General features: G+C 70.7%; 10 protein-coding genes and 1 pseudogene. 7 read left to right on the plus strand and 4 right to left on the minus strand.

The window, feature by feature from the left end; translation table 11 throughout:
- Window positions 1-358 precede the first annotated feature (358 nt).
- Window positions 359-2,818, minus strand: coding sequence for a SulP family inorganic anion transporter (locus tag WN71_RS02145; RefSeq protein WP_046581539.1), 2,460 nt, complete (start codon window positions 2,816-2,818; stop codon window positions 359-361).
- A gap of 336 nt (window positions 2,819-3,154) precedes the next feature.
- Here WN71_RS02145 and WN71_RS02150 point away from each other — a divergent pair, with 336 nt between their 5' ends.
- Window positions 3,155-4,447, plus strand: coding sequence for a polysaccharide deacetylase family protein (locus WN71_RS02150; RefSeq protein ID WP_046581541.1), 1,293 nt, complete (start codon window positions 3,155-3,157; stop codon window positions 4,445-4,447).
- A 25-nt stretch (window positions 4,448-4,472) separates the two neighbouring features.
- Here the strand turns inward: WN71_RS02150 and WN71_RS02155 are convergent, their stop codons facing one another.
- Window positions 4,473-5,459: an ATP-binding protein gene (locus tag WN71_RS02155; protein ID WP_046581543.1), complete on the minus strand. Its 987-nt coding sequence runs from the start codon at window positions 5,457-5,459 to the stop codon at window positions 4,473-4,475.
- A 101-nt stretch (window positions 5,460-5,560) separates the two neighbouring features.
- On the opposite strand from WN71_RS02155, the gene WN71_RS02160 reads away from it, so the two are divergent.
- Entirely contained in the window at window positions 5,561-6,424 is an 864-nt protein-coding gene (locus WN71_RS02160) for a Fic family protein (RefSeq protein ID WP_046581545.1), read from the plus strand.
- A gap of 450 nt (window positions 6,425-6,874) precedes the next feature.
- On the opposite strand, the gene WN71_RS02165 is transcribed toward WN71_RS02160, so the two are convergent.
- Window positions 6,875-7,708 carry an HAD family hydrolase gene (locus tag WN71_RS02165; protein ID WP_046581547.1) on the minus strand — a complete coding sequence of 278 codons (834 nt, stop codon included), beginning with the start codon at window positions 7,706-7,708 and terminating at the stop codon, window positions 6,875-6,877.
- 581 nt (window positions 7,709-8,289) lie between these two features.
- Here WN71_RS02165 and ssd point away from each other — a divergent pair.
- Window positions 8,290-9,393 carry a septum site-determining protein Ssd gene (gene ssd / locus WN71_RS02170; RefSeq protein WP_046581549.1) on the plus strand — a complete coding sequence of 368 codons (1,104 nt, stop codon included), beginning with the start codon at window positions 8,290-8,292 and terminating at the stop codon, window positions 9,391-9,393.
- Between the two features lie 29 nt (window positions 9,394-9,422).
- Window positions 9,423-10,340 (plus strand): annotated as a pseudogene (locus WN71_RS02175) (TadA family conjugal transfer-associated ATPase); the annotation flags it as partial.
- Between the two features lie 457 nt (window positions 10,341-10,797).
- Here WN71_RS02175 and WN71_RS39430 read toward each other — a convergent pair.
- Complete coding sequence (locus tag WN71_RS39430) at window positions 10,798-10,998, minus strand: hypothetical protein (protein WP_079177595.1); 201 nt, start codon at window positions 10,996-10,998, stop codon at window positions 10,798-10,800.
- 182 nt (window positions 10,999-11,180) lie between these two features.
- On the opposite strand from WN71_RS39430, the gene WN71_RS02180 reads away from it, so the two are divergent.
- Genes WN71_RS02180 through WN71_RS02190 form a run of 3 tightly spaced genes read left to right on the plus strand, consistent with a single transcriptional unit; the run spans window position 11,181 to window position 12,797 of the window.
- Window positions 11,181-11,435 carry a hypothetical protein gene (locus tag WN71_RS02180; RefSeq protein WP_046581630.1) on the plus strand — a complete coding sequence of 85 codons (255 nt, stop codon included), beginning with the start codon at window positions 11,181-11,183 and terminating at the stop codon, window positions 11,433-11,435.
- Window positions 11,407-11,922, plus strand: a complete 516-nt coding sequence (locus tag WN71_RS02185) for a DUF6879 family protein (protein WP_046581552.1) — start codon at window positions 11,407-11,409, stop codon at window positions 11,920-11,922. The genes WN71_RS02180 and WN71_RS02185 overlap by 29 nt, the downstream gene beginning before the upstream one ends.
- A 20-nt stretch (window positions 11,923-11,942) precedes the next feature.
- On the plus strand, window positions 11,943-12,797 hold the full coding sequence (locus WN71_RS02190) for a helix-turn-helix domain-containing protein (protein WP_046581555.1): 855 nt from the start codon (window positions 11,943-11,945) through the stop codon (window positions 12,795-12,797).
- The last annotated feature ends 22 nt before the right edge of the window (window positions 12,798-12,819 follow it).

Genomic DNA, 12,819 nt, shown 5'->3' on the forward strand with positions numbered 1-12,819 from the left:
CCAGGCCACAGCTCATCAGACCCGGGGGCCCGGTGACAAGGGCCGACGGATAATTGGTTTAGACCTGTGCGGGCGGGGCGCGTGGATCGCGCCCTCGTCCCGTACGTCGTCCGAACCCCATCCGTACCTCATCGGTACCCACGGACTGCGGGCGCCCGCAGTTCAGCCGGGGCCGAGCCGCCCCGCCGAGCCGTCCCGCCGGGCCGTCACCGGGCCGGTGACGACGAGCTGTCGAGCCGGGCCGTCACCCGGGCCGTCGCCCCGAGCTGTCGAGCCGGGCCGTCACCCGGGCCGTCACCCCGAGCTGTCACGCAGGGCCGTCACCCGGGCCGTCACGCCGGGCTGTCACTCCGGGCCGTCACGCCGGGCTGGGCACCTCCTCCGCCTCCGCCACATGGGCGAACACGTCGTCCCCGAGGTGGCCGCCGAGCAGATACGCTTGGGCCTCGCCCACATGGAAGTACATCCCGTGCAGCTCCAGCGCGCCCTCGCGCAGGGCGCGCGCCACCGAGTCGTGCGCGCGCAGATGCGCCAACTGCTGGACCACATTGGCCAGGCACAGTTCCTCGACGGCGTCGGCGGCCGGGCGGCCGGCCAGCCGGGCCCGCGGGCGGCCGCCGTCGGCCAGTCGTTCCAGGCTGGGCGCGCCGTGCCGCAGCCAGCGTCTGAGCGGGGTCGTCCGCTCGGCGTCCGGATCCGCGCCGAGCAGCGCCTGCATGGCGCCGCACCCGGAGTGTCCGCAGACCGTGATGGACCGCACCTTCAGCACGTCCACCGCGTACTCGATCGCGGCCGCCACCGAGTCGTCGCCGCTCTCCTCGCCGGGCGCGGGCACGAGGTTGCCGACATTGCGCACCACGAAGAGATCGCCCGGACCGCTGGAGGTGATCATCGAGGTGACGAGCCGTGAGTCGGCGCAGGTGAGGAAGAGCTGCGAGGGCCGCTGGCCCTCTCGCGCCAGCCGGGCCAGCTCATCGCGGACCAGGGGTGCGGTGTTGCGCTGGAACGTGCTGATCCCGCGCACCAGTTGACCCTCCGGTGGCCCTGTCCGACGGGCCTGCTCGGTGGACCGGGTGGCCGGACCGGGGGCGCACCGGTGGTTGCGCCAGGGGGTCCAGGGCCGGCAACGGCAGCCCACGGGTCCGGACGGCGCGGCACTCTCGGCGAGGTCGGTGCCTCCGGTCGCGTCGGCGTCCTCGGCCGACGCGGTGCCGTCGACCGGCGTCGTACCGGCGAGGCGGTCCGTGCCGTCGGGGGCCTCCGCGACGCTCACGCCCGCGCGGCGCCCGGTCAGTTCGACGCTGCCGCCCTGCGCGGTGTGCGACCGCTGCCAGTCCTGGAGCGACTCGTACGCCGCGTGGTCCATGAAGGACCCGTCCAATTGCACGACGGCGTGGGTGCCGCGAGGCACGTGGTGCAGGACGCGGCTGAGCCGCGGCACCGCCAGGAACGTCAACTGGCCGCGCACCCGCACGTGATGGACGCCCTCGCGCTCCGGGTGCTCCTCATGGGTGATGCGCGTACGGGCGAGCCGGTGCAGGGCGAGAGCGACGGCCACGGCGACGCCGATGCAGACGCCCTCCAGGACGCCGAGGACCACCACGCCGAGGACGGTCGCCGCATAGACCAGCACCTCGCGGTGACGGGTCACCGTGCGGATGTGGTGCAGGGACACCATCTGGACGCCCACGGCCATCACCAGGGCGGCGAGCGAGGCGAGCGGGATGAGCTCCAGGACGGGCACCAGCAGCAGCGCGGCGATCACCACGAGAACGCCGTGCAGCATCGTGGAGTTGCGGCTCACGGCGCCGGAGTGCACGTTCGCCGAGCTGCGCACCGCCACGCCCGCGACCGGCAGCCCGCCGAGCGCCCCGGAGACGACGTTGGCGGCGCCCTGGCCGAGGAGTTCACGGTCCAGATCGGAGCGCGGGACGGCGGCGGGGCCGCCGGGCCGGGCGGCCACCAGCTTGTCCACGGCGACCGCGCCGAGCAGCGACTGCACGCTGCACACCAGTGTGGTCGTGAGGACGGCGGCGGCGAGGCCGGCCACCGGGCCCTCGGGCAGTCCGGCCAGGGCGTGGCTGCTCCAGGACGGCAGATCGACCCGGGCCACGCCGATGCCGGCGAGCGACGCGAAGGCCGTGGCCCCGGCGACGGCGACGAGCGCGGCGGGCAGTACGCGCAGCAGGCGGCCGGCCCGGCCGGGGATCCGCGGCCACAGGAGCAGCAGCGCGAGCGTCAGCACGCTCACCGTGACCGCCCCCGGGTGCAGCGCGGCCAACTGGGCGGGCAGGGCGCGCACGTTGGCGACGACGGAGCTCTGCGGGGTGCCGCCGAGGACGATGTGCAGCTGGGCCACGGCGATGGTGACGCCGATGCCGGCGAGCACCCCGTGCACGACGGCGGGGCTGACGGCGAGCGCGGTGCGGGCCACCCGCAGGCAGCCCAGGCCCAGCTGGGCCAGCCCGGCGAGGACCGTGATCGCGCAGGTCGTGCGCCATCCGTAGCGGTGGATCAGGTCGGCGGTGACGACGGTGAGTCCGGCGGCGGGGCCGCTGACCTGGAGGGGCGAGCCGCCGAGCCGCCCGGCGACGAGCCCGCCGACCGCGGCGGCGACCAGCCCGGCCTGGAGAGGCGCGCCGGTGGCGAGGGCGATGCCGAGGGACAGCGGGAGGGCGATCAGGAAGACGGCGATCGAGGCGGACAGGTCGGCGCCCTCGATCCGGAAGCGGCGGGGCGGGGCCGGTGGCGGGCTGTGGGGCTGGTGCAGGCGGCGGGGTTCGCTCGAGTCGGCTCGGGTGGGGGTGCAGGCTGACATGTTCCCGTCTCCTCCGGGGCAGCGCGGTCGCGGAAAGGGTGGGCTCCCTTTCGGTGGCAGGGGGCGTGACGCGGCCGTGGGTCACGGCGTGCAGCGGCGGGATGAATCAACTGTCGGTAAATGGATCGTAATTCAGAGTAAAGGACCTGCCGGGAATTCCGGTGCAAATGGGTTAGTGAAGCACTCCCATGGGTGAAGTGAGCATTTCATCGGCTTGTCGTACTAATTCCTTCTCATGCCCGTGCGACCTTGACGGCGCCGTCGGCACCTCCCGGCACGGCACCAGAAGTCGTCCTCATCGGCCTCGGCCCGAGAGAAGGAAGAAGGTGGGCGGACATGGCCGCCACCCAGAAGATCGCCGCGGGTTCCGTGATCGCCGCGATGTGCACCGCCTCGCTCGCCGGTTGCTCGATCGGTTCGAAGAGCGCCCCCGGAGCGCCCGGCCCGCAGAAGGGGAGGCCGGCCCAGGCCGCACCGGGCAGCGTGCTCCGTATGATCGGCGACGGCTCGACGGCGTACACCGGGGCGCAGCCGCATCTCCCCAGGCCGGAGCGGCTGAAACAGGGACAGAGGCCCCCGCAGTTCGTGGTCTTCTCCTGGGACGGCGCGGGCGAGGACAGCCAGAAGCTGTTCTCCCGCTTCCGCAAGGTGGCCAAGGCCAACCACGCCACCATGACGTACTTCCTCAGCGGCGTGTACATGCTGCCGGAGGAGAAGCGGGACCAGTACAAGCCGCCGCAGCACTCGCCGGGCAGCTCCGACATCGGCTTCAACGACGAGAAGGGCATCGCCGACACCGTCCAGCAGCTGCGTCTGGCCTGGCTGGAGGGCAACGAGATCGGCACCCACTTCAACGGGCACTTCTGCGGGAACGACGGCGGCGTCGGCCAGTGGTCCGTCGACGAGTGGAAGAGCGAGATCGCCCAGGCCAAGCACTTCGTGCAGAGCTGGAAGACCAACTCCGGCATGACGAAGGCGGCCCCGCTCCCCTTCGACTACGACAAGGAACTCATCGGCGCCCGCACGCCCTGCCTCGAAGGCCAGCAGAACTTCATGAAGGCGGCGAGCCAGCTCGGCTTCCGCTACGACACCAGCGGCGTGAACGAGCAGGTCTGGCCCAAGAAGAAGGAGGGCCTGTGGGACCTGTCGATGCAGCTCGTGCCGTTCCCGGGACACACCTACGAGAACCTGACCATGGACTACAACTACATGGTCAACCAGTCCGGCACGCAGACCCAGGGTGACCCCGACAAGTTCGCCTTCTGGGGCGACCAGATGCGCGACAGCCTGCTGAAGGGCTTCGACCGGGCCTACGACGGCAACCGCGCGCCCCTCGTCATCGGCAACCACTTCGAGTCCTGGAACGGCGGCACCTACATGCGGGCCGTCGAGGAGGTCGTCCAGAACGTCTGCAACAAGCCCGAGGTCCGCTGTGTCTCCTTCCACCAGTTGGCGGACTGGCTGGACGCGCAGGACCCCAAGGTGCTCGCGAAGCTGCGCGCCCTGAATGTCGGCGAGGCCCCGAACGCGGGCTGGGCGTCCTACCTGTCGAGCGCGCCCGCGCCGGCGCCGAAGGGCGTCCCCGGCGCACCGGGAACGCCGGCGGCCGACGAACGCAAGGAGCAGTAGAAGGCGGGCGGTGACGTCCCTCGTGTCAGACGGGGGCCGTGACGCCCAGGTCCTCGCCCAGCACGAACCCGGGGTCGACCTGCGCCGCCAGGTCGGCCCCCGTCCGCTCGTTGCCCCAGGAGCGGGCGTTCTTCAGATGGAAGTGGACCATCTGCTGGGTGTACCGCTCCCAGTCCCGCAGCTCGTACGTCGCGTCCGCGGCGACCTGCAGGACGCGCAGGGAGCGGCGGTTGGCGTCCTCGAGCAGCTCGAAGCGGGGCGGCCGGCCCTTCTCCATGGCGCGCACCCAGTCCGAGTGCCCGACCGTCACGAGCAGGTCGTCGCCGACCTCCGCGCGCAGGAAGTCCAGGTCGTCCGGGCCCTGGACCTTGTTGCCGACGACCTTCAGGACGACCCCGAAGTCGCGGGCGTACTCCTTGTACTGGCGATAGACGGAGACCCCCTTCCGGGTCGGCTCGGCGACGAGGAACGTGATGTCGAAGCGGGTGAACATCCCGGAGGCGAAGGAGTCGGAGCCCGCGGTCATGTCGACCACCACGTACTCGTCGCGGCCGTCGACCAGGTGGTTCAGGAACAGCTCCACCGCTCCGGTCTTGGAGTGGTAGCAGGCGACGCCCAGATCGGCGTCGGTGAAGGGGCCGGTGACCATCAAACGCACGGCGTCGCCGTCGAGTTCCACCGGCCGGGCGCAGGCGTCGTAGACCGGGTTGTCCTCGCGCAGCCGCAGCAGCCGGGAGCCCTCGCCGGGCGGGGTCGTCTTGATCATCGTGTCGGCGGACGCGATGCGCGGGTTGGAACCGCGCAGGCAGTCCTTGATCAGCCGCAGTCGGTCGCCCATGGCGGGCAGCCCGGCGGCCTCCGTCTCGTCGAGGCCCAGCGCGGCACCCAGGTGCTGGTTGATGTCGGCGTCCACGGCGACGACGGGAGCGCCCGAGGCGGCGAGATGGCGGATGAACAGGGAGGACAACGTGGTCTTGCCGCTGCCGCCCTTCCCGACGAAAGCAATTTTCATGTTCACGAAGCGTAGTCGCGCGATAGCCGTATGTCGCGGAGAGTCGTGAAGAAGACCACTCCTTCGTGGGGTGCGCGCCAGGTGTGCGTAGGGTCGTACTCATGAGTACGACAGGAGCGACCGCCGAGCCCCCTTCGAGCTCCCGGGCGGGCTCGATCGCCGGGGATCCCCTTGCCGCCCTGGGCTCGCTGCCCGGTGTCGCCGAGTCCGTCGAGTCGATGCGCAAGGCCGTGGACCGGGTCTACGGGCACCGGATCATGCGGCGCCGCAGCAACCAGATCACGGCCGAGGCGGCGCTCCGTGGCGCCCGTGGCTCGGCGGCGCTCTCGGGTGCCGACTGGGCCCTGGAGGAGGTGCGCCGGCGCACCGACTTCAGCGGCGACGGCGAGGCGCGCGTGCTGGGCGCGGCGCTGCGGCTGAGCGCCGAGGCGGGCCAGCTGCTGTCCATCTGGCGGCAGTCGCCGCTGCGGGTGCTGGCGCGGCTGCACATGGTGGCGGCCGCGGGCGCCGGTGACGAGGTGGGCCGTCCGAGGCGGGCCGGTGAGCGTGTCGACGAGCCGCTGATCGAGCTTCCGGTGCCGGGTGCGGACGAGGTCTCGGGGCGGCTGGACGGGCTCGCCGACCTGATCGTCGCGGGCAGTGCCGCTCCGGCGCTGGTCACCGCCGCCGTGGTGCACGGCGAGCTGCTCGCGCTGCGGCCGTTCACCACGCACAACGGGCTGGTCGCGCGCGCGGCCGAGCGGATCGTCCTGATCGGCAGCGGGCTCGACCCGAAGGCGGTCTGCCCGTCCGAGGTCGGACACGCCGAACTGGGCCGTGCGGCCTATCTGGCGGCGCTGGACGGCTATGTCTCCGGCACCCCGGACGGCATGGCGGCCTGGATCGGCCACTGCGGCCGGGCGGTGGAACTCGGCGCCCGCGAGTCGACGGCGGTGTGCGAGGCGCTCCAGCGCGGAGCGGCCTGACGCCGGAACAGGCCTGACCAGGGTTGCGGCCTGACGCTGGACCGGGCCTGAAGGCCTGACACCGGAACGGGCCTGGACAGGGTTGCGGCGGTACGGGGATCCGTACCGCCGCTGGCACGTTCACCGGGGTACCAAGCGTCCTCGCTGTGTCGCCCATCAGGTCGGGAACTTTGCCCGTCACCTGGTGCGGCTGGCCCGTAATCGACGGGTCGACGTCGCGTGGGTCCCCAATGTTCATGCTCGGTCCGTGGGGCCAGAATGCGTAGTTAAAGGGGATCCTCTCGGATGTCCTTCGGTCTCGCGGGCCGTTGTGTCCTTTGTACTGCAAGCCGGGAGCAAGCGGAACCCCTGCCTGCACTTCTTTACTTTTATGTTCAAACAGGTTCTAAACGGGCATCGGAATTCCGAACAAATCCCGGGAACCGGCGCGGCGGCCCGCGGAGCCGGGGGTCAGGCGGCGACCCTCCGGCGCCGGTTCACGTACCAGACCAGGCCCGCGGTGGCCGCGGCGGCGCCGACGGCCGCCGCCGCGAGCAGCACGGGGCGCGAGGGCGCGGACAGGCCGGGCAGTCGCTGCTTGAGCCGCACCGGGCGGTGGAAGTCGAGCACCGGCCACCCCTGGGCGACCGCCTCGCGGCGCAGCGCGCGGTCCGGGTTCACCGCGTGCGGGTGGCCGACGGAGCGCAGCATCGGCAGGTCGGTGGCGGAGTCGCTGTAGGCGTAGCAGCGGGAGAGGTCGTACCCCTCCGACGCGGCCAGGTCCTTGATCGCCTCGGCCTTGGTCGGGCCGTAGGCGTAGTACTCCACCTCGCCGGTGAAGCAGCCGTCCTCGCCCACGACCATACGGGTCGCCACCACCCGGTCGGCGCCCAGGAGTTCGCCGATGGGCTCCACGACCTCGGCGCCGGAGGTGGACACGATGACCACGTCCCGGCCGGCGGCGTGGTGCTGCTCGATGAGGGAGGCCGCCTCGTCGTAGATGATCGGGTCGACGATGGCGTGCAGGGTCTCGGCGACGATCTCCTTGACCTGCTGGACGTTCCAGCCGCGGCACAGCGCGGAGAGGTACTCGCGCATGCGCTCCATCTGCTCGTGATCGGCGCCGCCTACGAGGAAGACGAACTGGGTGTAGGCGGTACGCAAGACGGCCCGTCGGTTGATCAGCCCGCCTTGGTAGAACGACTTGCTGAACGTGAGCGTGCTCGACTTCGCAATGACCGTCTTGTCCAGGTCGAAGAAGGCCGCTGTGCGGGGCAAGGAGTGGTTTTCCACGCCCCCGAGCATAGGCGCCCGCCATTCGGCGTAAGGTGGGGTGCGTTGGTTTGCCTGAGAAGGCTCTCGGGTACACCATGGAAGTCACGGATCGTTCGCGACCGTGCTAACCCGGCCCGACTCCTCCCCCCCCGAGTCGGCCGTGGAGACGACCCCCGCTCTCCCCCCCGGCGGGGGTCGTCGCATGTCCGGATGGGTTTTTCCGATTTCTTCGCAGTCAGTGGCGCCTGCCGTGCAGTTGGCGGGCGCCAACTCGCCATGCCCATGACTCGTCACTTTGCGTAGTCGTCGCGCTGCTCTGTGAGAGTCGCACAGGGGTCGGTTCGGCACTCACCGGTATGGGTGATGCCGATATTCACAACCACCGAGATGTCCACAGTTTTCGACCAAGATCCACATGATTTCCGGGTTCGTCGCACGGTGATTCCAGCGCGTCTCGGCCGCGGTGATTCATGGCCGGTTCCCTTTGTCGGGGCGCGTTTGGCCGGTTCGTATCGGCCGTTCATATGGGGGCCGCTCGCCGGTTCCCCACGTCTTTGGGAATCGCCGCGGCCGCGGATGCCGCGCGAGAGAAGCAGCGAAGGGGGACTCCCGTGGCCGGAACCGTCACACATGAGCCGCCGCCCGACACCGGGGACAGGCCGGGCGCGCCACTGATCGTCACCGAGGACGCCGTGCTCCTCGACGACCTGCTGCGCCTGTGCGCGGCGGCCGGCGCCACCCCCGAGGTCCATCCCGGGGTGCCGCGCCGCAGAAGCGGATGGGAGAGCGCGCCGCTCGTCCTGGTCGGCGACGACGCCGCGCGCCGGGTCAGGGCGGCCGCGCGCAGGCGCGGCGTGGTCCTGGTGGGCCGGGACCAGGACGATCCCGGGGTCTGGCGGCGCGCCGTCGAGATCGGCGCCGATCACGTCCTGATGCTGCCCGACGGAGAGCAGTGGCTGATCGACCGGATCGCCGACGTCGCCGAGGGCGTCGGCCGCCCCGCGCTCACCGTCGGGGTCATCGGCGGCCGGGGCGGGGCCGGTGCCTCCACGCTGGCCTGCGCGCTCGCCATCACCTCCGCGCGGGAGGGACTGCGCAGCCTGCTCGTCGACGCGGACCCGCTGGGCGGCGGACTCGACGTCCTGCTCGGCGGGGAGACCGCCGAGGGGCTGCGCTGGCCCGCGTTCGCCGCCTCGCGCGGCCGGCTGGGCGGCGGCGCGCTGGAGGAGTCGCTGCCGCGGCTGCACTCGCTGCGGCTGCTCAGCTGGGACCGCGGCGACTGCGTCGGCATCCCGCCGCAGGCCGTGCGGGCGGTGCTCGCGGCGGCCCGCCGCCGGGGCGGCACGGTCGTCGTGGACCTGCCCCGGCGCCTCGACGAGACGGTCGCCGAGGCTCTCGCCCAGCTCGACGTCGGCATCCTCGTGGTCCCCGCCGAACTCCGCGCGGTCGCCGCGGCCGGACAACTGGCCGCAGCCCTCGGCATGGTCCTGCGCGACCTGCGCGTGGCGGTCCGCGGGCCGTACGCGCCGGGGCTGGACGACCGGGAGGTGGCCCGCCTGCTGGGGCTGCCGCTGGCCGGCGAGGTGCCCGTCGAGGCCGCGCTGACCCGCCCGCACGGGACGGCGGCGCCACCCGGCGCGGCCGCCCGCGGCCCCCTGGCGCGCTTCTGCAAGGGGTTCTGGGAGCGGGCCCTGGCCGAGGCGGGCGCCGTATGAACGCGGTCTTCGCGCCGCCACCGGCGGACATGGCGGGCCCTGTGGGCTCGGTGGGCGCCGCGAGCGCGGCGGGTGCGGTGGGCGCGGCGGCGACGCCGGTACGGCTGCTCGACGGCGTGCGCCAGTGGCTCGCGCAGAGCGGCGCCGAACCGACACCCGCGCGGGTGGCGCAGGCGCTGCGGGAACAGGGCCGCGTGCTGGGCGACGCGGAAGTCCTCGGCGCGGCCGAGCAGTTGCGCTCGGAGCTGATCGGCAGCGGCCCGCTCGAACCGCTGCTCGCCGACCCCGCCGTGACCGACGTGCTGGTGTCGGCGCCCGACCGGGTCTGGGTCGACCGCGGCGGCGGCCTCGAACTGACCCCGGTCGCCTTCCCCGACGCGGCGGCCGTACGGCGTCTCGCGCAGCGTCTGGCCGCCGTGGCCGGGCGCCGGCTCGACGACGCGCGGCCGTGGGCCGACGCCCGGCTGCCCGACGGGACCCGGCTGCACGCCGTACTGCCCCCGGTCGCGGTCGGCTGCACCTGCCTGTCGCTGCGCGTAGCGCGGCCGCGCGCGTTCACGCTCGACGAACTCGCCGCGGCGGGCACCGTGCCGCCCGGCGGCGAGGGAGTCCTGCGGGCGCTGATCGGTGCCCGCCTGTCCTTCCTCATCAGCGGGGGCACCGGCAGCGGCAAGACGACCCTGCTGAGCGCCCTGCTCGGGCTGGTCGGGCCCGGCGAGCGGATCGTGCTCGCCGAGGACTCCGCCGAACTGCGCCCCGACCACCCCCATGTCGTACGGCTGGAGACCAGACCGGCCAACCAGGAGGGCGCCGGCCTGGTCACCCTCGAGGACCTGGTGCGCCAGGCGCTGCGGATGCGTCCCGACCGGCTGGTCGTCGGCGAGGTGCGCGGCCCGGAGGTCGTCCATCTGCTGGCCGCGCTCAACACGGGCCACGAGGGCGGGTGCCTCGTCTAAGCGTACATGCAGGGACAGGGCTCAGCGAGGATGCGCCGACACAGGCAACGTCGCTGGTCACAGGCCCAGTTACTCCACAGCACGAAGCCCCGCCCATGCGCCGGGGAGACGCACAGACGGGGCAGCCGACACGCTGAGCTGTGTTGCTCGCCGTCGCTCAGCGGGCCGGAGTCTCACCAGCGGATAGGTTCCGCGTCGCCACCCACGCACACGGGGCAGGGGCGCTTGTACGTCCAGCCGCACAGCTCACAGCCGCTGAACCCGCCGCACCCGTCACACCAGATCGCACGATGCCCAGCGCACTGCCCGCACAGGTCCCCCCACGTCCACAGGGACCAAGGGCGCTCCCCGCCCGTCCGTCCGGCGCGTGGCTTCGGATGATGCGGAGCTGACTTCCGGGGTTGGGATATTCGCCCGGCGGTGACACGGGAACGCTCCGGGGCCGTCGTCATTCGTGCCCCTCGGGGTGCCGCGCCAAGAGGACATTGCAGTCAGTCACGGTGGTCTGATCACTGCCCGCGCGTGCCCAATCCCGGACCTTCGCAAGTTCCGTGCAACTCGCGCAGCCTTCCACGGGCGTGGGTTCCAGATTGCCGAGCCGCAACGGCAACTCAACCGGATCACTCGGATAGGTCTTCGGCTCGCTCACGTCCAACCCCCTGCATCACTTCCCTGCCATCTGCGTGCAGTCAACGACCGGGGGCGCTGCGTGCTCCATCAACTTGCATGGACTTGCACGCCAATTACTTTGCAGGCGGTCTTGACCGTGCACGCTAGGAAGGGAGGATGGCTGTGCAAGTCGAAGCAAACCGCGTACTGACGGAGGCTGACATGGCGCTACGGTTCGTCGGGATCGACCCGGACACCGATCTTGAGCACTGCCCTACAGTCTGGGCTGACGAAGAGGCGGGGGAACTGGTGGTGCAGGGCTGGAAGGCCAGTCCTGAACTCCGTGCCGCCTGTGAGTCGAACAGCCCGGCTCACGGAGCGATCCCGGACAGCGAAGAGGTCATCAGGATTCCGGCGCGCATGGTGCCGATGATCAGGGAAGCGTGCGATGCAGTTGAGCGTTCCGCCGTTCAGTGAGCTACTGGCCAACACCAGGGAATCCGCCGTACACCTTGAAATGCGAGACGACTACGGCAGCAATCCCCGGCTAGAGGCATGGCAGCGCGGAGAACGCGTTGACTGGGATGACCGTGAGTCCTGGTGGCATCCGTTCCACCAGACGATTGCGGATGCCGTAGCGCGTGGCGTGGTCGTTCGCCGTGCCCGTGTGGTCTCGGAGCCTGTCAGCGAATACATCCGCTGGGAGCACTACGCGACGCGTGCCAATGTGGAGGCTGGCGAAGAGGTCCGCTGGCTGGCGCGTAGCCAGGTGATGGGCTTCCTGGTGCCCGCCAATGACTTCTGGCTGTTCGACGGAAACCTAATCCGCCTCCACCACTTCGCGGGGGATGGCACACACGTAAGGGATGAACTCAGCACCGATGCAGAGACGTTGAAGATGTGCTCTGCCTCGTTTGAAGAAGTCTGGCACCGCGCAACCCCGCACAGCGAATACACGATCTAGCACCAACGGACAGCCAACCCATGTCGTCGTCTCCTTCGTCTCGTGCCCAAGAGGCCCGGGAAGCCATAGCCGTTCGCCTACGGGAAATGAGGCTGGACGCGGGGATCACGGCGCGTGAGTTGGCTGTCCGGTGTGCGTGGAGCGAATCCAAGTCGTCACGTATCGAGCATGCGAAGACGCCCCCTAGTGACGCTGACATTCGCGCCTGGTCCACCGCATGCGGTGTTGCGGGGCAGGCTGATGACCTAATCGCCGCCAACCGGCAGGCCGATTCCATGTACGTCCAGTGGAAGCGGCTACAGCGGACCGGGTTGAGGCGGCTACAGGAGTCGGGCGTACCGCTCTATGAGCAGACACGACAGTTTCACGTCTACTGCTCCAACGTAGTTCCAGGGTTCTTCCAGACGCCGGGCTATGCGGCAGCGCTGCTGACTTCAATTGCGAAGTTCCGAGGGACGCCAGATGATGTGGCAGACGCCGTAACGGCGCGTATGAACCGGTCTCGTGTGATCCGAGAAGGTGACCACAGGTTCGCTGTCCTGGTGGAAGAGGCGGTCTTGCGATATCGCATAGGCAGCCCCGAAGTAATGGCCGCTCAGCTTGGACACCTTCTGTCGGTCATGGCGCTTCCCTCGGTCTCGCTCGGCATCATCCCTTTCACAGCCCCCCGCGACTCATGGCCCCTTGAGACATTCACCATCTTTGATGGTCAGCGTGTGCACGTCGAAACACTCTCGGCAGCCATCAAGGAGACTCAGCCGAGTGACGTGGCGCTGTACCTCAAGGCGTTCGGGAACCTGCATGAGATTGCGGCCTATGGGGCGGACGCGCGCTCGCTGATCACATCCGCCATTGATATGCTCCCAGCAGCCTGACGATTCATCAGAAATGCCAAGC

The sequence above is a fragment of the Streptomyces mangrovisoli genome (genome assembly GCF_000974985.2).
Lineage (GTDB): Bacteria > Actinomycetota > Actinomycetes > Streptomycetales > Streptomycetaceae > Streptomyces > Streptomyces mangrovisoli.